Genomic DNA, 23973 nt, shown 5'->3' with positions numbered 1-23973 from the left:
GTAGCCCTCGTCAGTGGAGGGCTTTACGGGTGGGCCGTGCCCGCCGTCGCTTCCCCCGCAACCGGGAGCCGGCGGGCACAGCCCACCGGGGCCTCGCCCCGCAGCGACACGAACAGGTCCGTCGTCCCCGGGCACTCCTCCCGCCGCTGCACCGCCGAGGTGACCCGGTACTGCGGGGCCCGTTCGCCCGAGCCGTCGCACGCGGTCTCCCGCACCTCGCCCGCGCGGGAGGCCGTGACACAGTCCCCGACGACGGTCAGCGGACCGCCGCCCTGCCCCGGGTCGCCCGGATGCGGCGGCTCCAGGTTCCGCATACAGGCGTAACCGCTGGTGAGGCGGGAACGGGCGCCCTCGCCCGTCTCGGAGATATGCAGCACGAAGTCGGTGGCGGGCGGGCAGAGCGGGCCCGACGCGGCGGACCCCAGATGCCGGGCGAGGACGGTGGCCTGCGCCTTCTCGCTGCGGCAGGAGACCTCCCGGATCTCGGGCCCGCGCGAACTGCAGTCGCCGGGGCCGAGGAACACGACCCCGTACGGGGAGGGGACGGGGGAGGGGAGAGCCGGGGCCCGGTCGTCGGTGACGCCGCCCCGAGGGGCCTGGCAGCCGGTCAGCAGCAGGAGCAGCGCTGCCGCGGCCGCCCCCAGAAGCGGAACGGCCGGCGGCAGGAGCCGAGGGCGCCGCGGGGCCGGTGAGGGCGCGTATGCGTCCGTTCCGTCCATGGTGAACCCCCGATGCGTCCGTCCAGACGTACACCCGGCGCGGCCCGCCGGAGCGGGGCCACGCCGGGTGCGCGGGGTGCTTTCGCGTCGGTGGCGGGGGCCGCGACCGTACGGGGGGCGTAGGGCTAGTACGACAGTCCGTGGCCCACCGGGTACAGCACCTGTGCCGGGTCGTCCGCCCGCTGGACCGGGACCGGGAGCCTGCCCTCCGGATCGGCGCGGCCCGCGATCACCCGGGCGGCGGCGCGGAGTTCGACATCGGTCCAGGAGTAGGACGCCAGGACGGCGGCGACCCCGCGACCGGTGAGGTGCGCGGCGTCGTACGGGTTGCGGATCGCGACGGCGACCACCGGGACGCCGGTCGCCACGAGGGCGTCGACGAGGGCGAGCTGGGTGCTGGCCGCGGTGAGGTTGTACGTGGCCACGACCACCGCGTCCTTGCCCTGTGCGGCGGCGACGGCTTCGGCGGTCCTCGCCGGGTTCGGGGCCGTACCGGTGGACAACGCCGTCGCGGTGAAGCCCAGTTCGGTGAAGGCACCGGCCAGGGTGGTGGTCGGCGGGCCCGTCGTGCCGGACGGCGACGCCGGGTCGGCCCCCACCACCAGCAGCCTGCGGTGGCTGCGGCGGGAGAGCGGGAGCAGGGCGCCGGGGTCGGCGAGCAGGGTCGTCGTGCGCTCGGCGATCCGGTCGGCGTCGGCGAGGTGCCTGCGGATGCCGACCGTGCGGTCGACGCCCCGGCCGCTGACGAACGGATCGCGGAAGAGACCCAGTTTCGTCTTGAGGCGCAGGATGCGCAGGATCGATTCATCGACCCTCGCCTCGCTGATCTCGCCGCCCTTGACCGCCTCCAGGACCGCGTTCCACGCGACGGACAGGTTCGGCGGGTTCAGCAGCTGGTCCACCCCCGCCAGCAGCGCGAGGACCGGGACGCGGTCGTCGCCGTACTTCGTCCGTACGCCCTCCATGCCGAGCGAGTCCGTGACCACCACCCCGTCGTAGCCCAGCTCCTCGCGGAGGATGCCGGTGAGGATCGGCCGGGAGAGCGTGGCCGGGTCCTCGGACGGGTCGAGCGCCGGGACCACGATGTGCGCGGTCATGATCGAGTCGATACGGGCCCGGATCGCGGCCCGGAACGGCGGCGCGTCCAGCTCCTCCCACTCCGGCCGGGTGTGCTCGATGACGGGCAGCCCGGTGTGGCTGTCGACGTTGGTGTCGCCGTGGCCGGGGAAGTGCTTGGCGGTGGCCGCGATCCCGGCGCCCTGGTACCCCTTCACCTGCGCCGCGACGAGTCCGGCCACCGCCTCGGGGTCGGAGCCGAAGGAGCGGACGCCGATCACGGGGTTGGCGGGGTTGACGTTGACGTCGGCGTCCGGCGCGTAGTTCTGGCTGATGCCGAGCGCGGCCAGCTCCGTGCCCGCGATCCAGGCCGCCCGCCGGGTGTCGGAGCGCGAGCCGCCCGCACCCAGCGCCATCGCGCCCGGCAGCAGCGTGGCGGGCTCGCCGACCCGGCAGACGATGCCGTGCTCCTGGTCGGTGGAGATGATCACCGGTACGCCGGAGCGGGCGGTGCGGGCGGCGTGCTGGATGCCGTTGGAGAGGGCGGCGATCTGGTGCGGGTCGCGGGTGTTGTGCGCCCAGGTGAAGTAGATGATCCCGCCGACGTGGTACGTGGAGACCAGCTCGGCGGCGGTGCGGACCCCGATCTCCCGGAGGTTCGCGTCGATGTCGGCCTGGTCGGGGTCCGTGGCGGAGTGCCCGTACACCCGCATCACGAAGAGCTGGCCGACCTTCTCCTCCAGGCTCATTCCGGCGATGATCCGCCGCAGTCGGCGGTCGGTGGAGGCGGTGTCGTGGGGGTGGCCGGACGCGGGGTGCGCGGATGCGGTGCCGGTGGCGAGGACTCCGGTGGCGGCTGCGACCGTGGCGGCGGCGGTGGCGGTGAGGAGGGTGCGTCGTGAGGTGCGGTGGGGCACGTGAGCTCCTTCCCTGACTGAAAGAAACTTCCAAGATGATACGGATATAGGGGAAGTAACTTTCGGTCAAGGGGGTGGGGGAGCACCGGGAGCGACACGCGCGCGAAGGAGTGGCCGCCCCTCCCGGCAGCGCTGAAAGAGGCTCAGGCGGCCGTGAACGCCAGGACCGTGTTGTGTCCCCCGAAGCCGAGCGAGTGGCTGAGGGCGAGGCCGACGCGCTGGGGCCGGGCGGCCGCGCGGACGAGGTCGATGCCCGCGGTGGCGGCGTCCGGGGCGGTGAAGCCCGCCGTGGGCGGTACGGTCCCGCGCGCGACGCTCAGCACCGTCAGCGCCGCCTCGATCGCCCCGGCCGCGCCCATGGTGTGCCCCAGGACGCCCTTGGCCGAGGTGACCGAGGGGCCGGTCCCCGTCCCGTACAGCTCCCGGATCGCCGTGGCCTCCACCGCGTCGTTGAGCGCGGTGGACGTGCCGTGGGCGTTGATGTGGCCGACCTCGTCCGGGGTCCGGCCCGCCCCGGCCAGCGCCCGCGCGGTCGCCGCCCGCAGCCCGGCGCCCCGGGGGTGCGGGGCGGTGGGGTGGTGGGCGTCGCCGGTGGCGCCGTACCCGGCGAGCAGCGCCAGCGGCCGGACCGTACGGGCGGCGGCGTGAGCCGTACGTTCCAGGACGAGCACCCCGCTCCCCTCGCCCAGCACGAAACCGTCGCGGTCCCGGTCGAACGGGCGTGAGGCGGAGCCGGGGTCACCCTCCCGCCGGGACAGCGCGCCCATCTTCGCGAACGCCGAGGCGCACAGGGGCGTGACCATGGCGTCCGTACCGCCTGCCACGGCCACATCGCACAGCCCGGCCCGCAGCAGCAGCGCGGCCGTGATGACCGCCGTCGCCCCCGAGGCGCAGGCGGTGGAGGTCTGCAACGACGGTCCGGTGGCGCCGAGTTCGAGGGCGAGCTGACCGGCGGCCATGTTCGGCAGGAACGCGGGGAGCGTCAGCGGGGAGAGCGCCCCGGGCCCGGAGGCGAGCAGCTTGCGGTGCTGCGCCTCCAGGGTGGTGACCCCGCCCGCCGCCGTGCCCACGACCACCGCGACCCGCCCCGGCTCCCACTGCTCCGGGTCCAGCCGGGCCGTCGCGAGGGCCTCGCGGGCGGCGGTCAGCAGGAACCGGGTGGCGGGGTCGAACCGCCAGACCCGCCCCCGTACCCCCTCCTGCGGCGGCACCCGGCAGGCGATCCGGACCGGCGCACCCGCCTCCGCCAGTACGGGATCGGTGCCCGCGGTCGCCCGCCCGGCGCAGACCGCCGCCCAGGTGGCCTCGGTGCCGATGCCGCCGGGGGTCACCAGACCGATGCCGGTGACGGCGACCGGGTCGGTCACGGGGGTGGGCCGTGGAGCGCCGGGCGCCGGGGCGTACTCCGGGGTGCCGGGCACGGTGATGTGCCCCCGGTCCCCGGTCACGGTGTGCCGCCGGCCTTCCCGGGGGCGAGCAGGGCCGCCACCGAGCGGGCCACCTCCGCCACCGTCAGTTCGGCGGTGGCGGCGGAGTCGTCGAGCGGGATCTCCCACTCCTCCTGGAGGGTGACGTAGAGCTCCACCACGGCGAGGGAGTCCAGCTCCAGGTCTCCGAGGGTGGCGTCGGGGCGTATGAGATCGGCGGCGACCTCGAACTTGTCGCCGAGCAGGGTCACGAGGCGGGGGTAGACGCGGTCGTCCATCGGGGGCTCCTCACAGGGGTGGTGGCGGTACGGAAGCGGGGACAGGAACAGCGGGGACGGCAGGGGCGGCGGTACGGGCGGAGGCGGGGGCGGTGTCCGGCTCCTCGGCCAGCGGTGTGACGTCGGGCCAGGTCAGGGCGGCGGACGCCCAGGTGTAGCCGCCGCCGAACGCGGTGAGCAGGGTGCGTTCGCCGGGGACCACCGCCCGGTGCACGGCCGGGTCGGCCAGGACCAGGGGAACGGAGGCGGCGGCGGTGTTGCCGAGCTCGCGGATGTTGCCGTACCGGTGGGCGGGCGCGATGCCCAGCCGGTCGCCGACCGAGTCCAGGATGCGCTGGTTGGCCTGGTGGCCGATGAACGCCCGTACGGAGTCGGGCGCCCAGCCCGCCCGCCGCAGCACGGCCTCGGAGGACCACGTCATGCGGCGTACGGCGTGGGCGTAGACGGCCCGGCCCGCCATGTGGAAGAAGTGCGCGTCCGGGCCGGGCGGCGGCAGATGGCGGGGGTGGCGGGCGCCGCCGCCCGGGATCGTGATCGCGGCCCGCCCGCTGCCGTCCGAGCCGAGGTCGGTGGCGAGGACGGCCCCGGGCTCGTCCCGCCCGCCGGGCCGCAGGAGCACCGCCCCGGCCCCGTCGCCGAAGATCGGGGCCGTGGTCCGGTCGGCGGGATCGACGATGGCGGTGTACGTCTCCGCCGCGATCACCAGGGGCGCGGCGCAGGCCCCGGAGCGTACGAGAGCGGCCGCGACGGCCAGGGCGTACAGGAACCCCGAGCAGACCGCCGACACGTCGAACGCGCCCACCGTCCCGAGCCCGAGCCGGTGCGCGACCTCCGGGGCGGTCGCCGGGCACGGGTGGTCGGGGGTGGAGGTGGCGAGCAGGACGAGGTCGGGCCGGGCGCCCCCGGCGGAGGCGAGCGCCGCCCGGCCCGCGCCGACCGCCAGGTCCCCGGTGCTCGTGCCGGGGGAGGCGTGGCGGCGGCGCTCGATGCCGGTGCGGGCCCGTATCCAGCCCGCGTCGGTGAGCAGCGCGCCGCGCGCGATGACGGCGTCGTTGTCGACCACGTGGGGCGGGAGGCAGGAGCCGGCACCGATGACGACGGCGGTCTCGTGGGTCCGCATCGTCAGCCCGCGGCGGCGAAGGGCGAGGGCGGCTTGGGGTGGCCGGCGAGACCGCCGTCCGGCACCGCCAGCCCCCCGTCCACCACCAGCGCGTGGCCGGTGACGAACGACGAGGCGGGCGAGGCGAGGAAGAGCGTCGCGCCGACCACCTCGTCCGTCGTGGCCCAACGGCCCATCGGCACATGGCTGGTGAGCCAGTCCGACAGGGCACCGGCCTCACTGGCGAACGCGGTCATGTCCGTACGCGTCCACCCCGGGCAGAGCGCGTTGACCCGGATGCCCTGCCGCGCCCAGCCGACCGCCAGGCTCCGTGTCAGCGACAGCTGGGCCGCCTTCGTCGCCGCGTACGCCTCCATCGTCGGTGTGCCGACGATCCCGGCGATCGACGACATCAGGACGAGACTGGCCCGGCCGGACTCCAGCAGATACGGGTGGGCGGCCCGGCAGACGGCCGCCGTGGCGTTGAGGTTGACGGAGACGACGCTCTCCCAGTCGCGCTGCTCGGCCTGCTGGAGCGGTACCAGCAGCGGGCTGCCGTCCTCGGTGGTGGGCAGGGTTCCGGCGTTGTGCACGATCACGTCGAGCCCGCCGAGCGCGGCGGCGGCCCGGTCGACCAGCGTCGCCGCCGTACCCGGCTCGGCGAGGTCCCCGTCGAGCGCCACGGCCTTGCGCCCCCGCTCCGCCACCGCCCGTACGGTGGCGTCGAGCGCGGGCAGGGTCCGGGCGGTCACGGCCAGGTCGCACCCCGCGTCGGCGAGGCCCTCCGCGACGGCCCGGCCGATGCCCCGGGAGCCACCGGTCACCAGGGCGCGGGCACCGTCCAGACGGAAGAGATCCACGGCGTTCATGGCAGGTTCCTTTCTGACGCGTTCGGTACGGGGGAGTCCGGTACGGGTACGGGCATCTGCGCGTGGGCCCCGCTCCAGGTGAGGAGCGCGCTGCCCCAGGTCATTCCGGCGCCGAACACGGTCAGCAGCACCCGGTCCCCGGGGCGCAGTCCGTGCCGGGCCGCGGCGGCGGCGAGCGCGTAGGCGGCGCTGGCGGCCCCGATGTTGCCGACCTCGTCACCGACGACGACCAACCGCTCCGCCGGGATGCCGAGTTCGCCGCCGAGCCGCCGCAGCAGTACGGGGTTGGGCTGGTGGCAGACGAAGCACGCGATGTCCTCCACGCCGAGCCCGGCCCGGTCCAGCGCCTCGGTGATCAGCCGGGGCAGCACGTCCACGATGAACCGGCTGACGCTCCGCCCGTCCATGCGGATGCGGTGGCTCCCGGCGGCGAGGGTGGCCGGGGCGGCGGGCAGCCGGCTGCCGCCGCCCGGGATCAGGACGAGCCCGGCCTGCGTCCCGTCGGAGCCGAGCCGGAAGTCCGCGAACCCGTACGGGGCGTCCACCGGCCCCAGCACGGTGGCCGCCGCCCCGTCGGCGAAGAGGACCGAGGTGCCCCGGTCGGTGGGGTCGAGGAACTTGGAGTACGCCTCCACGCCGACGACCACCGCGTAGCCGTCCCGCTCCGACCCGCGCAGCCAGTCGTACGCCACCTTGGCGGCGAAGAGCCAGCCCGAGCAGGCCGCGCCCACGTCCAGGGCGACGGCCCGGTGGGCGCCCACGAGGGCCTGGACGCGGCAGGCGGTGGAGGGGCCGAGCTCGTCGGGGGTGGAGGTCGCGCAGACCAGCAGCCCGACGTCCGTGACGGCGATCCCCGCCGCCTCGACCGCCGAACGGACCGCGTGGGCGGCCAGGTCGGAGGCCGCCTCGTCGGGCCCGGCGACATGACGGGTCAGGACGCCGGTACGCTCCCTGATCCACTGCGCGGTCACTCCGGCGTCCCGGGCCACCTCCTCGTTGGTACGGGTGCCGGGCGGCAGGTGGGTGCCCAGGCCGAGGATGCCGATGCGGCGGGTGCCGGCCGTCTTCTGTCCGTGTCCGGCGGTCGGTTCGGCGGTCATGAGGCGGCCCCGCGCGTCCAGGTGAGGGTGGCGGCCATGGCGGCGTTGACGTCGGGGGCGGCCAGCGGGGCCGCGTCCGTGCCGTCGGGTTCGTCGTCGCCGAACACCGCCAGCAGCAGCGGGAGTTGCTCCATCACCGCGTCGCACAGCCGGTCGGCGGCCCCGGACAGCGCCGCCACGTCCGCCGGTTCCAGCGTTCCGAGTGTGAGCAGCGAACCGGCCCAGCGGCGGGCGGCCAGCACACCGTGCAGCGCGGCCAGGGGCGTCAGGGCCCGTACGAGGCCGGGGTCGCGGAGCCGCCCCAGGACGCGGGTGACGTCGTCGGCCATCAGCCGGGTCGCCCGCGCCTCGCCCAGCAGACCGGCCCGCTCCAGCAGCGGGTTCCACCGCTCGAAGGGGTCGCGGGTCGCGTCCGTGGCGCCGCGCTTCCTCAACTCCCGTACGAGATCGTCCTCGTGGCGGTGGATGACGGCGGGCCACCAGTGGGGGGAGGCGGGGCCGGGCACCGGCCCCGGGGCGTGCGCCTGTTCCTGTTCCTGCTCCTGTTCCTGTTCCTGCTCCGCGAGGGTGCGGCCTATGTCGTAGAAGATCAGCTGGCTGTCGCCGCCCGCCGTGTCGAAGGCGTGGTGGAAGCCCTGGTAGGCGGCGAGGCGGTTCACGGTCAGCTGGCCGGAGAAGCCGCACCGGTGCTGGCACTCGGCGGTGAGGCGGGCGGCGGTCCGGACGGTCACGGCCTTGTAGGCGGCGAGCGGTTGGCTGACGGCGGCCCACGGGGTGAACCCCATCGCCTCCCTGCCCTGCGCTCCGGGGGCCGGGGTGGCGGTCCGTACCGCCAGGGCCCCGTCGGCGGCGCAGGTCAGGGCGAAGGCGTCGGCGAGGGCGCCGAGGACCACGGTCTGCTGGGCCCGGTACGCGAGCAGCGGCACCCCGGGGGCGAGGCGGCTCTCGGTGCTGCGCTGCCGGGCGTAGGTGACGGCCCGTACGGCGGAGCGGCGGGAGGTGGCGGCGGCGACCGCGGGCATCGCCGCCCACAGCCCCTGCCCGACGCGCAGGGTGCGCTGGAGGCGCTGCTCCGGCGATCCGGCGGGATCGTGCACCGTACCGTCGCGGTCGATCCGGGCCCCGTCGGAGAGCCAGTGCGCGAACGGCACCCGCACGCGGTGGAACCGTACGTGCACATAGTCGAGCGGCAGGGCGTCCAGGGCCACCGGCGAGGACAACTCGACTCCGGGGAGCGGCCCTTGTTCATCGGTGAGGCCCACCATGAACGCGAAGACCCCGCGGTCCGCGCCCCCGGCGAAGAGCCGGGCCAGGACCACCCCCGTCTGCTCCACGCCCCAGGTCCCGGCGCTCCCGAACTTGTCGGCCCGGGGGTCGGGCGTGTGCAGGACGAACGAGCCGTCGGCCGGGTCGAGTTCGGCGCGGGTCGCGGTGGCGAGATGGCTGTTGGCCCGGCCCGCCTCGGTGATCAGATAGACGCCCTTGGCCCGTCCCTCCCGCAGGGCGGACAGCCGGGGCTCCAACCCCTGGTGGTCGTCGGAGAGTTCGGTGAGGGAGCCCAGGCAGAGCAGGTGGTGGACCAGCCCCGCCAGACAGAGCGACGGGTCGGCGACGGCGGCGTGGGCGTGGACGGCGGCGAGCCGGGCCGGGTCGTCGAGGAGCCCGGCCCCGGGCGGCAGCGCCTCCGCCAGCGCGCGCAGCCGACGCAGCAGGAGCGGGCCCCGGCCGGGGCCGTGAACGGGCTCGCGCATCCCTGCCGCGCGCCCCGCCCCCGGCCCGTCCTCCGCCGTCCCGGGGGTGTCGGCGAGCGCTTTGCGCAGCGTGGCCAGGGCGGACAGGGCGGACGGATCGCAGGGGCCGTGGAGCAGTCGGCGTATCTCGTCGCGGGCGCTTTCGGACAGGGGGGGCGGGGAAGGTCATGGGTTCTCCGTGAGGTGTCGGGGGCCGGGGAGGGGAAGGCGGGCGAGGGGCGGGAGGCTCACCAGGGGGAAGTCGGGCTCCGCGAGCGGGGCGCGCACGGGAGGCGCCGGGTCGAGGTTCTGGGCGAGCGCGCCGCGGGCGCTGGACGCCAGCGCGCTGCCCGTACCCGCCTCGAAGAGGACGCCGGGCCGGTACCCGAGCACCTGGCGGAGCACGGGAGGCACCGCCGCCGGCCGCACCAGGCAGTCGGCCAGGCGGGCGGCCAGATCGTCGCAGGGCCCGTACCGGCGGCCCGCCACGGCAGAGTGGACCGGGAAGCGGGCGACGGCCCGTGGATAGGCCCGTACGGCGGCGGCGAACTCCCAGGCCGCGTGGCCCAGCGCCGGGTGGTGCGAGGAGAACGGCAGCCGCAGCCGTACCGCGGTCACGCGCCGGTCCGCCGCCGCCTTCTCGACCAGGGCCAGCGTGGCCACCGGACCGGCGACCACCACCGACCGCTCGTCGTTGACCACGGCCACCACGGCTTCCGTGGCCCCCGCCTCCTCCATCAGGGTCTGCGCGGACCGCTCCGAGCAGGCGAGCGCGGTCAGCCCGCCGGGGCAGAAGGTGAGGGCGATGGCGAGATCGTGCGCCGCGCGGGCGCCGTCCGCCACGGTGAACACTCCGGCGGCCGTGAGCGCGGCGATCTCGCCGAAGCTCACCCCGACGGCCGCCGACGGTACGCCGTACGCCTCTTCGAGCGCCCGGTGGATGGCCACGGACGCCCCGAACAGGGCGAGTTGGGCGGTCCCGGTGGTCGCGTTCGCCAGGGCCCGCCCGCTGGGCGGGTCGGTCCCCAGCAGCCGCGGGCCGAGCTCCGGCAGCCCGCGTTCGGCGGCCACGGTGTCGACCTGCTCGAAGACCTCGCGGAGGGCCGTGCGCAGACCGGGCGTGGTGTGGGCCGAGCCGACCAGGGTGCTGACGGAGAAGTCGCCCTGGCCGGGGGAAGAGGTGGACGGGCCGTCGCCAGTGGGCGGGGCGGGCGGGGGCGTGGGGGGGTGCCGGGGGTCCGGGGCGGTGGGGGAGGGCCGTCATGCATGGTGCTTCTCCGGTCGGTGGGGGGCAGGTGCGCTGGTGGGGTGGAGGAAGGGGGCGCGCTCAGCGCGGTTGTTGCCGTGAGGGGGCGCACGGGCGCAGTCGGTGAGGGCGACGCGCTACGTGGTGCGCACTGTGCGGGGCCGGGAAGGCCCTTCACCCTTGAAGTCTGTGCGAGAGAGGGGCCGATACCGCCACCAGGCAGGTTCCAGACATGTTGAACACGCAAGCATGTTGAACCGGGAGGTACCGCGGCGGTGCGGGGGAGGCCGGAGCGAAGCGGTGGGGCGCCGGAGGGGCCCGTGGCCGGAAGGGGCCCGGAGCCCGGTTGTGGAGAGGGAGACACATGAGCCGTGAGCGCGCACCCCGTACGCCGAATCAGGCCCTGCGCTTCCTGCTGTCCGAGGCGGGATGGAGCGGCGCGAGGCTGGCCCGTGAGGTCAACGCGCTCGGTGCCGAGCAGGGCACGCCCCTGTCCTACGACCGCACGTCGGTGGCGCACTGGCTGGCGGGCAGCCGCCCCCGCCGCCCCGTTCCGGCCCTGGTCGCCGAAGCGCTCTCCCGCCGTCTGGGCCGAGCGGTCCGGGTCGCGGACACCGGACTTGAGGGGGCCGAAGGGGTGCTCCGCGGCCCTGCCGGGCCGGGCGCGGGAAGCGCCGTCGAACGTCTCGACGGAGCCCTGCGCACCGCGGGGCGGCACCGGGCCGCCCTGTCCGGCGCCTACTCGCTGGCCGCACTGGACTGTCCGGCCGGGGACGGCAGGGGCGACCGGGGCCACCAGGGCGGCAGGGGCGACCGGGACGACCGGGACGACCAGGGCCACCGGGGCGACCAGGACGCCGCGCCCCGGCCGTCCGGCATCCGGAGCACACCGCACAGGGCGTCGGACTTCCCGGAACCGCCACCGCGCGCCCCCTCGGGCACCCCGGAAGCGCCACCGGCCGTGGCGGGCGGGGGACGACGGACCGGGGGGCCGGAACAGGAGCCGTCCGGGGCCCCGGGGTTCGAAGGGCCGTCACCGGCTCCCCCCGGACGGGTGGACCGGGGGCATGTGGAGTCGGCGAACGAGCTGCTGGCCTTCTTCTCCCGGGGGGACGCGGTCCTCGGGGCCGGACCGGTGTACGAGCCCCTGCGGCTCTATCTCTTCGAGACGGTCCTCCCCTGGCTCACCTGCGACATGGGCCCGGCCGTGCGGCGCGAACTCTTCGCGGTGGCCTCCCGGCTCACCTACCTCTGTGCTTTCACCCACTTCGACATGAACCGCCAGGCCGCCGCGCAGCGCCTCTATCTCACGAGCGCCGACCTCGCCCGTGAGGCGGGTGACCGGGTCGGATACGGCCTCGCGCTGCGCGGACTGAGCGTGCAGGCGCACGCGTTGGGGCACTTCGCCGAGGCCCGGCAGCTCGCCGAACGAGCGGCCGAAGCCGCTCTGCGCCACGCTCCCCCGCACAAACAGGCTTTCCTGCACGGCCAGTTGGCCGTCACCCTGGCCGGCAGCGGCGATGCCCGGTACGCCCGCCACCTCGCGGCGGCCGACCGCTGCCTGGACCGGTCGCCGCACGGTGACACCCCCGTGGGCGCCTTCCACCCCGGCTCCCTCGCCCTCCAGCGCGCGACCGTCGCGACGAGCCTCGGCGACCAGCACACCGCGGCCCGGGAGCTCGCCCTCTCCCTGCGGCACCGCCCGGCCGACGAGCGCCGCTCCCGAGCCCTGTCCCTCGCGGAGCTGGCGGAGATGCAGCTGGCCGTGGGCCATCTGGAACAGGCGTGCCGCACCTGGCACACGTTCCTCGACGTCTACCCGCACATCAGCAGCGCCCGCGCGGACGACCGGGTGCGCCTGCTGACGGCCAAGGCCCGCCCGTACAGCGGAACCCCGGCCGTGGCCGCGCTGCTCGGCCGGGTGCGGGAGGTGGCCGCCGCGCGCGGGACGCGCGGCGGCCGACGGCCCGCACCGCGCGGCCCGGCCCCCTGACGGACCGCTGGACCGGCTCCCGGTCCCTGGGCAGGCCGCCCGGACCGGCTCTCGGCCCCCTGACGGACCGCCGGACCGGCTCCCGGCCCCGTGGGCATTGGGCCGGAGGAGTGAGGACCGGCCGTGGCCGGAAGAACCGGGAGGCCCCACCGGTTGTAGGTCGCTGCCCGGAGACCCTTCCGGGCGTCACCGACCACCGGCAGGAACGGATGAACCGCAGCAAGCGCTCCGACGTGTTTCCCACTACCGCGCTCCCCGTCGCCCCCGGCGTTCTCGCGATCGCCACGGCATGGTGGCACCCCGTACGCGGTCATATGGACTGCCCCGCCCACCCGTTGCTCTCCGCGCACGCCCGCCGGGCCGGGTACACCGTCGACGCCCGGCGGTGGGAGGAGAAGGCCGTGAACGGCGACGACCGGGGTCCGGCGGCGACCACCGTCGTCGCGGTCTCCTACGAGCGGCCGGAGGGAGGCCACCGCGGCCTCGCCCTCGCGGCCCGCAGCGAGGACGGCCCGGCGGTCGCCTTCGCCCACCGGCAGATCGCTTCCTGGCAGGCGGTGTTACGGACCCGGCGGCTGCTGTACGTGAGCGAGGGGGCGGCCCCGTCCGGGGCGCCGACGGCGGAGGTCCGGTCCGCCGCCTCCCCGGCACCCCCTCAGGCGTCCGTGCCCTCCCAGGGGAAGCAGGGGCCGGGACAGGGGGGCAGGACGGGCGAACCGGGCGGCGGCGCCTGGCTGCCCTGCGGGTGCTCCGCCGGTTCCGGGTGCCTCTCCGCCTCCTTCGCCGAGCGCTCGCTGCACCGGTCCGTGGGCCGGGGCGACGAGGTCGTGGTGGTCGGCGCCCCGGCGCCCGGGACCGGCGGTGGCTGGCCGCACCGGGCGCCCGACGCGGCCCTGAAGAGGGCGACGACCCTCGCTCAGGCCGAGGCGCTGACCGTCAAGGACCCCGAGCGCTTCGCGTTCGTCGTGGCCCCCGGGGCCGTGGTGTCCGAGGCGGCGGGCATCCTGCGGGTCCTGCGCCGGCGTTTCCCGCGTCTGCGCGGGCAGCACCCCTGGGAGTGGTGCTGCACCACGGACGACCTGGACACGGCGGTCGGCTCCGTCCTCGCCCAGTCCGACGCGCTCCTCGTCACCGGCGGCGGCGACAGCCCGCTGGTCCGCACCGCACTGGTCCGGGCCGCCGGGTCGGGGGTACGGGTCCGGGAGGTCACGAGCCTGGACCGGCTCCGGCCCGAGGACGTCGACGGGGCGACGATCACCCTCCTGCACACGGCGACGGGGACGGGGACGGACCCGGCGGGAGCGGGACAGGGACCGGGAGCGTGGCCGGGGCCGGAGGACGGGCCTGCCCGGGAGGTGGCGCGGGTCCTGGACGGCCTCGGCCCCACCGGTCATGTCCTGCGCACGGTCCGCTCGACGCACCTGCTGTCCGACCGGGGAGCCCACGAGCCCGCATGAGCGGGCGGGCCCGTACGGACGACGTACGGGCCCGCCGGGCACCCGGCCGCTACTGCTTCGGCGCCCCCAGCCGCAGCAGATGGTCCCGGCCCGCGCTCAGCAGGGCCGGGAGCTCCGCCGCCTGCGGGTGCCAGCGCTTCTCGTACTCCCAGCAGACCCACGCGTCCGGGTCCAGCCCGTCCAGGCAGGCCGCCAGCGGCAGCACCCCGGCCCCCAGGGGCAGCGGAGTGAGGTCGTCCGCCGACGCGACGTCCTTCACCTGTACGTAGCCGAGGTGCGGGGCGAGCACCGCATGGCTCGCCGCCGGGTCCTCCCCGGCCAGCCAGGTGTGCAGGACGTCCCAGATCGCCCCGATCCGGGGGTGGCCGACCGTCCCCACGATCCGGGCCACGTCGGCGCCCGCGCTGTGCGTGTCATGGGTCTCCAGCAGGATGCTCACCCCCATGTCGGCGGCGCCCGGGGCGGCCGCGCCCAGCCTGCGGGCGGCCGTCGCGTCGGCGTCCGCCCCGTCCGCGTCGCCGCCGCCCGGGAAGACGCGGACGTACCGGGCGCCCAGGTCGCGGGCGAGCTTCACCAGCTCGGCCAGCTCCGCGGAGACCGCCTCGTCGTCGCCCTCGGCGGCCACCCGCACATACCCGGACACGGTCAGGATCTCCACCCCGGCCGCCTTGAACTCCTCGACCACATCGGCCCGTTCGAGCGACGAGAGCCCCGGGTGCACGGGCTCCTCGGGGTGGGCGCGCAGCTCCACGCCCCGGTAACCGTGCTCGGCGGCGAGCCGGACGACCTCGGCCACGGGCATTCCCGGCACCCCGAGCGTGGAGAAAGCGAGCTTCACGTGCGTGTCCTTCCCTTCGTCACCGCGCGGGAGCAGGTCCGGCGCCTTCCCCGGCTCCTGCCCGCCGCACCGGCCGCTATGCGGGGCCCCGCAGGACCTGCTCCAGGCTACCGAGCAGCCGCAGCGCGTCCTCCCGCTGCGCGCCCACCAGCACCGGACCGGCCGCCGCGAGACCCGGGGCGGCGACCGGCTCCGGGGTGATCACCCGCAGGGCCGCCGCCGCCTGCCGGGCGAACATCGCCAGCAGGTCCAGTTCGCGCACGCTGGAGCGGGCCTGCGGCGAGGGGTCCAGCACCTCCAGTACGCCCAGGACGCGGGACTCGCTGATCAGCGGGGCCGCCATCAGGGAGTTCGGGACGTACGCGGTGGACTCCGCCAGCGAGCGGTCGAAGGAGGGCGCGGCGGTCAGGTCGTCCACCACCATCGGCTCGCCCGAGGTCGCCACCCAGCCCGCGATCCCGCGCCCGGCGGGGAACCGGCGGCCCACGAGGAACTCCTGGCCCTCCCCGGAGACCGCCTGGAAGACCAGCTCGTCCGCCTCCTCGTCGAGCAGGAGGACCGAGCTGGCCGCGGCGCCGAAGATGGCCCGGGCCACGTCGACGACCGACTGGAGCAGCTCGTTGCGGGGAGCGTCGGAAAGGGCGGGGACCGGCCTGGGGGCGGATTCAGTTCTCGGAGTCATCGCGGTCATCTCCTGTTTCTCCTACCGCTGTCGAAGGACGCGGGCGTACGGGATCGGGGTGTACGGGACCCGGGTGCGCGGGGCCGGGGCGTGCGGGACCGGGGGGCACGGGGTCCGGGGCGTGCCGCACATTGGCCGCCGACAGATAGAGGGCGTTCTTGAGCTGGAAGGCCGTCATCCGGGGATGCGCCGACAGGATGCGCGCGCAGAGCCCGGCGACGTACGGCGTGGCGAAGCTGTTCCCGGTGGTGCGGATCGTCCGGCCGCCCAGCCACGGCACGGACACGTTCTGCCCCGGCCCGAAGAACTCCACGGGCGGGGCCGGGTTGTAGAGGTGGAGACCGGGGTCGTCCTCCTGGTGGCTGCCGACGGAGATCACCGAGGCGAACCGCCAAGGGAAGCTCTCCACCGGGGTGTTGTGGGCCGAGGCGACGATCACCGTACGGGCGAAGTAGGCGCTGTCCGCGAGGGAGTGCAGCTCCTGCGCGAAGCGGGTGCGGGTGGTCGACAGGCTCAGGTTCACCACGTCGAAGCGCTGCTCGACCGCCCAGCGCAACCCGGCCATCAGCACGTCCCCCGTACCGGAGAACCGCTCGCCCAGCACCCGTACGCTGTGGATCTCGCACTCCGGCGCGGTCCGGCGGATGATGCCCGCGCACGCGGTGCCGTGTCCGCAGGTGTCGCCGGTGGTCGTCGGCTCGACGGTGATCTCCCCGCTCTCGCCGTCCTTGACGACCACCCAGGAACCGGCCGGCTCGCCGACCAGCGGATGGTCCCGTTCCACCCCCGAGTCCACCACGCAGACCCGTACGCCGCGTCCGGTGGCGGGCCCGGCGGGGTGTCCGCCCGGCGGTCCCGGATCGCCCAGTACGGGCACGTCCTCGGGGCCGCGTCCGCGCAGGCTCCAGGTGAGGCCCAGTCCCGGGGCCGTTGTCCTTGCCGCGGTGCCCATCGGTCAGCTCCCTTCCCTCGTCGTACTCGTCATGGCCATGGGGGTGGCCGGGGTCGTGGTGGGCGTCGAGAGGAAGGCGGCCACCCGGCGGACCCCCGGCAGATGCCCCTTGCCCGCGAAGTGGTCCCCGGCGCTCCGGGCGGCGGCCCCGGCGGCGGTCCGGCGCCCCAGCGCGGCGAGCGTGCGGGCCCGGTCCAGCTCGGCGGCGGCCCGTACCAGCGGCGAGTCCGTGAACAGGGAGGCGCGTACGGCCCCCTCGGCGTGGCGGAGCGCCTCGTCCGGCCGGTCCCGGGCCGCCAGCCGGGCGCGCAGCCCCGCCAGGTCGGCCGCGTCCGCGCGGCTCAGCCCCGACGCGTCACCGATCCCCGCCAGCCACCCCGCCGCCCGGTCCTCGCTCCCGGTGTCCAGCTCCAGCCGGGCCGCGTCCAGCGCGAGCGCCGTCCGCATCCCCGCCGCCCCCGTGCGCCGGGCCGCCGCGTCCGCCCGGCCCAGCAGGGCCAGGGCCGCCGCCTCCCGGCCGAGCAGCGCCTCCACGGTCGCCCGGAACACCGGCAGGAACACCTCCGCCTCCGCGAACCCCAGCTTCCCCGCCAGCCGTTCGGCCTCGGCCAGGCACGCGTACGCCTCGCCGGGCCGGTCCTGGAGCGTGTACAGCACGGCCAGCGGGCAGTTGAGGGTGGTCCGGACCGTCGGCCGCCCGGACCCGTGGGCCGCCAGCAGGGCACGGCACCGCTCCACCGCCTCCGGTACCGGGAGCGGCCCGCGCCAGAGGGAGATCCCGATCGCGCCCAGGGCCCCGGCCCGCTCCGGTTCGGCCCCGGCCGCCACCGCGTGCTCCAGGGCCCGTGCGTGATCGCGCTCCGCCTCCGCGTGGCGGCCCGAGCGCTGGAGCTGCTGGGCGAGGCGGAGGTGGGCCCGGGCCCGGCCGACGGCGTCCCCGGCTGCCTCGAAGACCGGGAGCACCGAGCGGGCAGTGGCGGCGGGGCCGGGGTCCGCCGCCGGGTCCAGCACCGCCAGCGCCAGCCGGGCGTGCGCGGCCTCGACGGGATCGGTCGGCAAGTCCCTTACGGTACGCAGGAGTTCGGCGCCCTCCTCGACCCGGCCGAGCGCCACCCGTACCTCCCCGAGCCCGCGCACCGCCCCCGCCGCGTCCGGCCGCAGCTCCACTGCCCGCTCCAGCAGCCCGTGCGCCCAGTGCAGGTCGGACCGGGCGGCGGCCTGCGCCCCGGCCCGGCCCAGCGCGGCGGCGGCGCGGTCCCGCAGCAGCCGGGCCCGGTCGTCCAGCAGCCCCAGCTCGGCGCGGTAGCGGTAGGCGCGCTCCAGATGGCCCCCGACCGCGCCGTCCCCGCTCCGCGCCACGCTCGGCAGCTCCGCCGCCCACGCGTGGCGCTCCGCCTTGGCCCGCTTGGAGAGCGAGGCGTAGGCGACCTCGTGCACCAGCCCGCTGCTGAACCGGTACGCCGACGGGGCCCCGCCACCGGAGGGCGCGGGCTCCACCAGCCGCCGCCGGGCCAGCGCGTCGAGGGCGTCATCGACGCGGAGCCGGTCCCGGTCCCGGCCCCCGTGCCCGCCCCCGCCCGTCTCCGAGTCGGCCTCGGCGTCGGCCTCCGTGCCGGCCTCCGTCCCCGGGTGCTCCGCCGTCCGTACGGAAACGGGCTGTTCCCCGGTCCGTACGGAGACCTCCAGCCGCACCAGCTCCGCCGCCGTGAACTCCCGCCCGATCACCGCCGCCAGATCCACCACCCCGCGCTCCGACCGGGCCAGCGCCCCGATGCGGGCGCCCAGCAGGGCCTGGAGCGTGGGCGGCAACTCCCCTTCCGGGCCTGACGCGGTGGCCCCGTCGCCGACCAACAGCTGTTCCAGATACAGGGGGTTGCCCTCGGCGCGGGCCAGGAGCCGGTCGTCGGCCGGGGCGGGGCGGCCGTCGAGCCGGGCGAGACCGGCGGCGAGCCGGGCGGCCTCCGTGCGGGGGAGGCCGGTGAGCTGGAGGTGCTCCTGCTTCCCGCCGGTCGCCCCCGGGCCCTGCCGCTCCTCCGGGCGGCCCGCGCAGATCACCAGGGTGCGTTCCGGTCCGGCCCCGCCCGTCAGCCGCTCCACCGTCCGTACGAGCAGGGGCGCCGCCGCGTGCCAGTCGTCGAGCACCAGCACCACCGGCCGGGCCCCGGCCGCCCGCCTGAGGACCACGGCCAGCGCGGCGCACATGTCCTCGAAGGGCGCGTTCGGCGTGCCGTCCCGCAGCAGGCCCCCGGAGAGCAGGGCCATGGCGTCGTCGGTCGCCTCGTCCACGGGGGTGTGGCCGGGGCGGGGGAGCAGGGGGCGTACGGCGTCGGCGAGCGGGGCCAGCGTGCCGTGGTCCCCGTAGGTGCGGCAGCGGCCCGCCCCGTACGTGAGGGCGCCCGCGCCGCTCCGGAGCGTCAGCCACTCCCGTACCAGCCGGGTCTTGCCGATGCCCGCCTCGCCGGTCACCCGCAGCGGGCCGGAGCGCTCACCTCGTACGGCATCGTCCAACGCGCTCTCCAGAGCGTGCAGTTCGGCGGACCGGCCGACGAAGGGGGCGTCGAAGCGGCGCAGCAGTTCGGGGTCGTCCGCCCCCAGGGCGAGCAGCCGGTAGGCCGTCACGCTCTCGCGTTTGCCCTTCAGCCGGAGGGGTCCGGTGGGTTCGGCCGTCACCGTGGGGCCTGCGGCCAGGAGGGTCTGCGGGCCGATGAGGATCTCGCCGGGGCCCGCGTTCTGCTCCAGCCGGGCGGCGATGTTGACGACCTCCCCGGAGACCAGGGCCTGCCGGGCGGTGGCATCCGAACCCGCCACCACCTGACCGGTGTTGACCCCGACCCGGGTGGTCAGCCGGATGCCGAGGGAGGCGTGCAGCTCCTCGTTGAGGGCGTCCAGCGCCCGGCGCATCCCGAGCGCCGCCGCCAGGGCCCGGCGGGCGTCGTCCTCGCGGACCACCGGTACGCCGAACACCGCCATGACCGCGTCCCCGATGAACTTCTCCGGGGTGCCGCCACGCGCCACGATCTGGGCGCTCATCGCCTCGAAGTAGCGCAGGGTCACCGTGCGCAGGGTCTCCGGGTCCAGCACCCCCGACAGCGCGGTCGAGCCCACGAGATCGCAGAACAGCACGGTCACCGGCTTGCGTTCGTCCTCCGGCGGCGGCGCGACGGGCGCGGGCGCCACCGCCGCCGGACCCGCGCACGGTGTTCCGCACGAGGAGCAGAACCGGGCCGTGGCGGGGAGATCCTGTCGGCACGAGGGGCAGATCATGGGCGGGTCCTCAACTCTCCTGGTCCAACTCTCGTGATCCGGGCGGGATCTGCTGATCCGGGCCGGTCCTGGTGGCGCCCGCGCCGGACCCCCGTCCTGGCGCGGACGCCACCCCGGGGAGCCCCGGAAGGCGCGTCTAGAACAGCGCGCCGCCCGCGATCTCCCCGTGGGCCTGGACCTCGGGGCCCACCGCGTCCAGCCGGCTCTTGACGTCGAGCAGCAGGGTGAGCTCCTGCGGTGTCAGCTCGCTCAGCACCTGGCGCTGCTCCTCGGTGAGGAGGTCCACGGGGAAGCCTGCCTCGTGCAACGCGGCTTCCATGGAAGGCTTTTCGGCATCGTTCGGTGGTGGTCCGGTCATCGGGTGACTCCCGTCGGTGGGGTGGGTCCGGCTCCCCGCGGCGGCGGGGCCGGTGCGGAGCGCCCGAGCCGGACGAACAGCCGGGTGAGCGCGTCGAGGGAGTGCAGCGCGCTGACCGCGACGGCCGCTTCCTGCTCCCGGGTCAGCGGCAGCCGGTCCAGCAGCGCGTGCAGCTCGTCCAGATGGCCGGTGTCCAGGGCCGCGTGCTCCCGTACGGTCCGCAGGGCGGCGGCGGGCAGCCCGGTCAGCGCGGCGATGCGTCCGGTCAGGCCGGGGGCGGGGGCGTACCCCTCCAGTACGGCGATATAGCCGAGCAGGGCCACCGGGTGGTGGTGCTCGATCCAGTAGTACTGGGGGCCGACGAGGGCGGCCACATCCGGCGGCGGCAGCGGGCCGAGTGCCTCCCCGGGCGTCGAGCCCGCCGCGCGGAGGTCCTCCAGCAGCCAGGCGTCATGGTCCGCCTCCTCCTGGATGTGCTCCGCCAGGTACGCGGCCAGCGGTTCCGCCAGCGGATCGCCGCGCCTCTCCGACGTACGCCGCAGGGCCAGCTCCATCAGCGGTACGGAGGCCCGGATCACGGCGTGCATGGCGCACAGGTACGCCCGGTAGCGCGGCAACAGGTCCCCGGCGCGCCACATATGGGCGGTCGCGCCCCGTAACTCCGGTTCGAGGAGCAGGAGTTTGGTACGCAGACGGGCTGAGGTCCTGGCGACGGCGGTGCTCATCGCGCTGCGCCCCGGGCGCCCACCAGCGGCGCGTACGCCGGGCAGCCGTGCCGCCGGACGACCCCCTCCGGCCCGCCCTGGGCACCCCGCAGCGCGGCGGTCAGGTCGAGCAGCGCCCCCGCGGGCCCGGCCGCCACGGCACGCGCCCCGGCCGCCACCGCCTCGTCGCCGTCCAGCGCCCGGCAGCCGTCGCAGTAGGAGCCCGGCCGGGGCGCGGCACCGGAGCGGGCGGCCAGATGCGCGGGGCCGACCGCACGGATCATCCTCAACACCGGTGACTCCAGGGCCCGTCGGCGTACGGTCCCCCAGTCGTCGGAGCCGATGTGCCCCAGGTCCAGATGGGCCGGGGCGGGCCGCCGGTCGACGGTGTCCTGGTTGCAGCAGGCCAGCACCGTACCGTCGAAGGCGACCACCGGCCAGGCGGCCATCGAGCACGGGGCCGCCGCCGAGGGATCGGGTCCGCTGCGTGCGGGCCGGGCCCAGGAGGCGGCCCGGCCGAACGGCCGCACCTCGTTGACGAGACACGGCACCCGGCCGCCGAACTCCCGCTCGATCGCCCGGGTGATGTCGGCCAGATACGGGTCCGCCGCGCCGGTCCCGGTGAGGTGGAAGCTGACGCTGACGCCCGACTCCCGGATGCGGTGCAGGGCGCGGAACACGTCGGCGCGCGCCACCTCCCGCTCGTGGTGGACGTCCAGGCTCGCGGAGAAGTGGTCGACCTGGGCGATCGCGCGCAGGATCGCGGGCGGGATCTCCCGCGAGCGGGCGAAGAACATCCCGCTCAGCACCGCCGTACGCGATCCGGCGCGGCGCGCCAGGAAGCTCAGCTCGCCGGTGAGCGTGGGCAGGAGCAGTGGCTCGCCGCCCGTCAGCATGACGACGTCCGGCCGGTTCTCCTCGGTGAACGAGCCGACGAACCGCAGGAGTTGACCGGCGTCCGGCTCCTCCCGCACGGTCAGGTCCGACCCGGTGGAGCAGTGCCCGCACCGCAGGGGGCAGCGGCGGGTGAGGCCGAGCAGCAGACCGGCGGCCGGGAAGGGCCGCAGTCCGACGAGTTCGGCGAGTTCCATACGGGCCGCCTCCTTCGGGGCTGTATGCGTCCGCGTGCATCCGCGTGCGTTCGCCCTGCGGGGCTGTGCGCGGTCCGTGTTCACGGGCTGTGCGCGGTCCGTATTCACAGGCTGCGCGCGTCGGGCGCCCGTCCAGGCTGTGCCGGGCCGGTTCACCGGCGGTCTGCCATCGCTTCAGCGACGGTATGACCGCAGCTCAGGAGGGGGGCCGGGGCGGGCCGAGGGGCGCCGGGCGATCCCCGGCGGCGGGGTCCGGAGCCGTCGAGCTGGCCCGATACCGCCGCCATACCGCCGCCGAAGCGTCTCCCAGGCCGGCCCTCCTAACTTTCTCGGCAACGGCAGGCAACGGCCCGCCGCACCGGGGACCGCGGTACGCATCCGACGGATTCCGGGTCAGCAGTGACGAGTGGACGGAGACCACCATGTCCGAGAACACGAAGCCCGCCGCCGACGACACCAACGAGGACGGCACCGCCGAGGTCGAGGCGCACTCCGTGCTGGACCTCCAGGAGACGTCCGTCGACAAGGTCGTGGCGCCGGGCAGCTGCGTGAGCGTGCTCAGCGTCGTCCTGGAGAACTGACCGGGCGCGGTACCGGGGCGGGCGGCGCCACGGAGGCCGGGGGAGTTCTCCCGCCGTGGCGCCCGGCCGACCGGCCGGTGATGTGGGGCGGTTCCGTCACGACGGAGCCGCCCCGCCGCCGCTTCCGGCCCCGGAGGGCGACCGCCTCCGCCGAATGGCCCCCCGACACTGACACCGCCCCCGACACTGACACCGCCCCCGACACCGCCCCCCGACACCCCCGCCCACCACCGGGAGACCACGATGACCAAGCCGCTACGCGAAAACCGGGACTTCCGGCTGCTCTGGCTGAGCGGCCTCTTCGCGGTTCTGGGCGGGCAGATGAGCGCCCTCGCCCTCCCCCTGCTGGTCCTCAAGGAGACCGGCTCCCCCGTGCAGGCCGGCGCCGTCGGGACGGTGTCCGTCGGAGCCGTCCTGATCACCATGCTGCCCGGCGGGGTGATGGCCGACCGCATCGAACGCCGTCGGCTGATGAGGCTGTGCGACGTCGGCAGCCTGACCGTCGTCACCGCCCTGACCATCGCCGTCTTCCACGGGCACGCCCCCATGGTGCTCGTTCTGCTCGTCGCCGGGGCGGGCGCGGTGATCAGCAGCGTCTACGCGCCCGCCGTCTTCGGCCTGATGCGCGCGGTCGTCCCGGCCGACCAGATGGGCACCGCCACCGCCCGGCTCCAGGCGCGCACCCAGACGGCCCGGCTGGTCGGGCCGCTCGTCGGGGGCGCGCTCTTCGGCCTCCACCCGGCGCTGCCGTTCGCGGTCGAGGCGCTCGGCCTGCTCGCCTCGACCGTCTGCGTGGCTCTCGTACGTACGCGCTCGCGGGCCAGGACGGCGGCGGGCTCCGCGTTCAGCAAGCGGGAACTCACGGCGGGCCTCACGTTCCTGTGGAAGATCCCTTATCTGCGGACGGTCCTGCTCATCTTCGGCCTGGGCATGAACTTCGCGTTCGGGTCCCTCACCTTCATCGCGCTGACCGCGTTCTCCGACGGGGGCCGGTCCGGGATCGGCGGCGGCTTCGTCATCAGCTGTGTCTCCGCCGGGGCCCTGGCCGGGGCGCTGTTCGCCCCGCGGATCGACCCCGCCCGGCACTCCCGGGTCCTGATCGTCGCCACCTGCTGGACCTGTGTGACGGCCGCCGGGGTGATGGCGTGGATCGGCCGACCGGTGGTGGCGGGGCTGATGTGCGCGCTGTGCATGTTCCTGTCGACGGTCGCCAGTATCGGGTTCCTGTCGAAGCTGCTGGTGGTGACCCCGGAGGAGAAGGTGGGCCGGGTGCAGAGCGCGGCCGGTTTCCTGTCCTCCATGGTCCAGCCGTTCGGGCCGCTGGCGGGCGGCGCCCTGCTGATGGCGTTCGGGGCCCGCTGGGCCTTCGGCCTGACCGGGTGCGTGCTGGCCGTGTCCGCCCTCGTGGTCACCTTCGCCTCCTCGGCCCGGGCGGAACCCGCCGACCCGGTGAGGCCCGCCGACCCGCCGGAAGCCGGGACCGACGGCCGGCCGGAACTCGCCGACCCGCCGGAGCCCGCCGACCCGGTGGAGCCCGGGCCCAAGCACGCCACCCCCGGGGTCTGACCCCCTCCGAGCGGTCCTCGCCCCCGCGAGAGGCATTCGCCCCCTT

Annotated in this window: 17 protein-coding genes and 2 pseudogenes; 3 read left to right on the top strand and 16 right to left on the bottom strand. The window is 75.9% G+C overall.

The genetic code is table 11. From position 1 onward, the window contains the following. Positions 1 to 23: 23 nt before the first annotated feature. From B7C62_10455 to B7C62_10415, 9 genes and pseudogenes are all read right to left on the bottom strand, one after another. On the bottom strand, positions 24 to 665 hold the full coding sequence (locus B7C62_10455; GenBank protein ARF77085.1) for a hypothetical protein: 642 nt from the start codon (positions 663 to 665) through the stop codon (positions 24 to 26). A 179-nt stretch (positions 666 to 844) separates the two neighbouring features. Beyond that, positions 845 to 2692, bottom strand: coding sequence for a beta-N-acetylhexosaminidase (locus B7C62_10450; GenBank protein ARF72647.1), 1848 nt, complete (start codon positions 2690 to 2692; stop codon positions 845 to 847). Positions 2693 to 2835: 143 nt separating this feature from the next. Beyond that, positions 2836 to 4059, bottom strand: a complete 1224-nt coding sequence (locus B7C62_10445; protein ARF77084.1) for a 3-oxoacyl-ACP synthase — start codon at positions 4057 to 4059, stop codon at positions 2836 to 2838. Between the two features lie 77 nt (positions 4060 to 4136). After that, positions 4137 to 4397 carry an acyl carrier protein gene (locus B7C62_10440; GenBank protein ARF72646.1) on the bottom strand — a complete coding sequence of 87 codons (261 nt, stop codon included), beginning with the start codon at positions 4395 to 4397 and terminating at the stop codon, positions 4137 to 4139. After that, a pseudogene (locus tag B7C62_10435) lies at positions 4367 to 5517 on the bottom strand (3-oxoacyl-ACP synthase). The gene B7C62_10440 and the pseudogene B7C62_10435 overlap by 31 nt, the downstream one beginning before the upstream one ends. Before the next feature lie 2 nt (positions 5518 to 5519). Further along, positions 5520 to 6365: a short-chain dehydrogenase gene (locus tag B7C62_10430; protein ID ARF72645.1), complete on the bottom strand. Its 846-nt coding sequence runs from the start codon at positions 6363 to 6365 to the stop codon at positions 5520 to 5522. After that, positions 6362 to 7465 carry a 3-oxoacyl-ACP synthase gene (locus B7C62_10425; protein ID ARF72644.1) on the bottom strand — a complete coding sequence of 368 codons (1104 nt, stop codon included), beginning with the start codon at positions 7463 to 7465 and terminating at the stop codon, positions 6362 to 6364. The genes B7C62_10430 and B7C62_10425 overlap by 4 nt, the downstream gene beginning before the upstream one ends. Beyond that, on the bottom strand, positions 7462 to 9366 hold the full coding sequence (locus tag B7C62_10420; GenBank protein ARF72643.1) for an acyl-CoA oxidase: 1905 nt from the start codon (positions 9364 to 9366) through the stop codon (positions 7462 to 7464). Before B7C62_10420 ends, B7C62_10425 begins: the two co-directional genes overlap by 4 nt. 15 nt (positions 9367 to 9381) lie before the next feature. Beyond that, a pseudogene (locus B7C62_10415) lies at positions 9382 to 10459 on the bottom strand (acyltransferase). 346 nt (positions 10460 to 10805) lie between these two features. Between B7C62_10415 and B7C62_10410 the strand changes: the two are divergent. Next, the gene (locus B7C62_10410; GenBank protein ARF72642.1) at positions 10806 to 12434 is read left to right on the top strand and encodes a hypothetical protein; all 1629 of its coding nucleotides are present in this window, start codon (positions 10806 to 10808) and stop codon (positions 12432 to 12434) included. A 209-nt stretch (positions 12435 to 12643) separates the two neighbouring features. Continuing rightward, positions 12644 to 13891, top strand: a complete 1248-nt coding sequence (locus B7C62_10405; protein ID ARF72641.1) for a 4-hydroxy-3-methylbut-2-enyl diphosphate reductase — start codon at positions 12644 to 12646, stop codon at positions 13889 to 13891. A gap of 49 nt (positions 13892 to 13940) precedes the next feature. Here the strand turns inward: B7C62_10405 and B7C62_10400 are convergent, their stop codons facing one another. The 7 genes from B7C62_10400 to B7C62_10370 form a co-directional block, all read right to left on the bottom strand. After that, positions 13941 to 14729: a xylose isomerase gene (locus B7C62_10400; GenBank protein ARF72640.1), complete on the bottom strand. Its 789-nt coding sequence runs from the start codon at positions 14727 to 14729 to the stop codon at positions 13941 to 13943. 76 nt (positions 14730 to 14805) lie between these two features. Then, the gene (locus B7C62_10395; protein ID ARF72639.1) at positions 14806 to 15411 is read right to left on the bottom strand and encodes a GAF domain-containing protein; all 606 of its coding nucleotides are present in this window, start codon (positions 15409 to 15411) and stop codon (positions 14806 to 14808) included. After that, positions 15395 to 16363, bottom strand: a complete 969-nt coding sequence (locus tag B7C62_10390) for a serine protease (GenBank protein ID ARF72638.1) — start codon at positions 16361 to 16363, stop codon at positions 15395 to 15397. The genes B7C62_10395 and B7C62_10390 overlap by 17 nt, the downstream gene beginning before the upstream one ends. 3 nt (positions 16364 to 16366) lie before the next feature. Then, positions 16367 to 19627, bottom strand: coding sequence for an adenylate/guanylate cyclase domain-containing protein (locus tag B7C62_10385; GenBank protein ARF72637.1), 3261 nt, complete (start codon positions 19625 to 19627; stop codon positions 16367 to 16369). A gap of 136 nt (positions 19628 to 19763) precedes the next feature. Further along, positions 19764 to 19985 carry a hypothetical protein gene (locus B7C62_10380; GenBank protein ARF72636.1) on the bottom strand — a complete coding sequence of 74 codons (222 nt, stop codon included), beginning with the start codon at positions 19983 to 19985 and terminating at the stop codon, positions 19764 to 19766. Beyond that, positions 19982 to 20710: a hypothetical protein gene (locus B7C62_10375; GenBank protein ARF72635.1), complete on the bottom strand. Its 729-nt coding sequence runs from the start codon at positions 20708 to 20710 to the stop codon at positions 19982 to 19984. The genes B7C62_10380 and B7C62_10375 overlap by 4 nt, the downstream gene beginning before the upstream one ends. Further along, positions 20707 to 21780 carry a radical SAM protein gene (locus tag B7C62_10370; GenBank protein ID ARF72634.1) on the bottom strand — a complete coding sequence of 358 codons (1074 nt, stop codon included), beginning with the start codon at positions 21778 to 21780 and terminating at the stop codon, positions 20707 to 20709. Before B7C62_10370 ends, B7C62_10375 begins: the two co-directional genes overlap by 4 nt. 824 nt (positions 21781 to 22604) lie before the next feature. On the opposite strand from B7C62_10370, the gene B7C62_10365 reads away from it, so the two are divergent. Then, positions 22605 to 23927, top strand: a complete 1323-nt coding sequence (locus B7C62_10365; GenBank protein ID ARF72633.1) for an MFS transporter — start codon at positions 22605 to 22607, stop codon at positions 23925 to 23927. The last annotated feature ends 46 nt before the right edge of the window (positions 23928 to 23973 follow it).

This window comes from Kitasatospora albolonga (assembly GCA_002082585.1).
GTDB classification, from domain to species: domain Bacteria; phylum Actinomycetota; class Actinomycetes; order Streptomycetales; family Streptomycetaceae; genus Streptomyces; species Streptomyces stephensoniae.
This window is presented reverse-complemented; position numbering and strand designations above follow the sequence as displayed.

Bases quoted from the DNA above. Each gene is read 5' to 3' on its own strand.
- B7C62_10440 (ARF72646.1), bottom strand. From the start codon at position 4,397: ATGGACGACCGCGTCTACCCCCGCCTCGTGACCCTGCTCGGCGACAAG.
- B7C62_10430 (ARF72645.1), bottom strand. From the start codon at position 6,365: ATGAACGCCGTGGATCTCTTCCGTCTGGACGGTGCCCGCGCCCTGGTG.
- B7C62_10425 (ARF72644.1), bottom strand. From the start codon at position 7,465: ATGACCGCCGAACCGACCGCCGGACACGGACAGAAGACGGCCGGCACC.
- B7C62_10410 (ARF72642.1), top strand. From the start codon at position 10,806: ATGAGCCGTGAGCGCGCACCCCGTACGCCGAATCAGGCCCTGCGCTTC.
- B7C62_10405 (ARF72641.1), top strand. From the start codon at position 12,644: ATGAACCGCAGCAAGCGCTCCGACGTGTTTCCCACTACCGCGCTCCCC.
- B7C62_10395 (ARF72639.1), bottom strand. From the start codon at position 15,411: ATGACTCCGAGAACTGAATCCGCCCCCAGGCCGGTCCCCGCCCTTTCC.
- B7C62_10390 (ARF72638.1), bottom strand. From the start codon at position 16,363: ATGGGCACCGCGGCAAGGACAACGGCCCCGGGACTGGGCCTCACCTGG.
- B7C62_10385 (ARF72637.1), bottom strand. From the start codon at position 19,627: ATGATCTGCCCCTCGTGCCGACAGGATCTCCCCGCCACGGCCCGGTTC.
- B7C62_10380 (ARF72636.1), bottom strand. From the start codon at position 19,985: ATGACCGGACCACCACCGAACGATGCCGAAAAGCCTTCCATGGAAGCC.
- B7C62_10375 (ARF72635.1), bottom strand. From the start codon at position 20,710: ATGAGCACCGCCGTCGCCAGGACCTCAGCCCGTCTGCGTACCAAACTC.
- B7C62_10370 (ARF72634.1), bottom strand. From the start codon at position 21,780: ATGGAACTCGCCGAACTCGTCGGACTGCGGCCCTTCCCGGCCGCCGGT.
- B7C62_10365 (ARF72633.1), top strand. From the start codon at position 22,605: ATGACCAAGCCGCTACGCGAAAACCGGGACTTCCGGCTGCTCTGGCTG.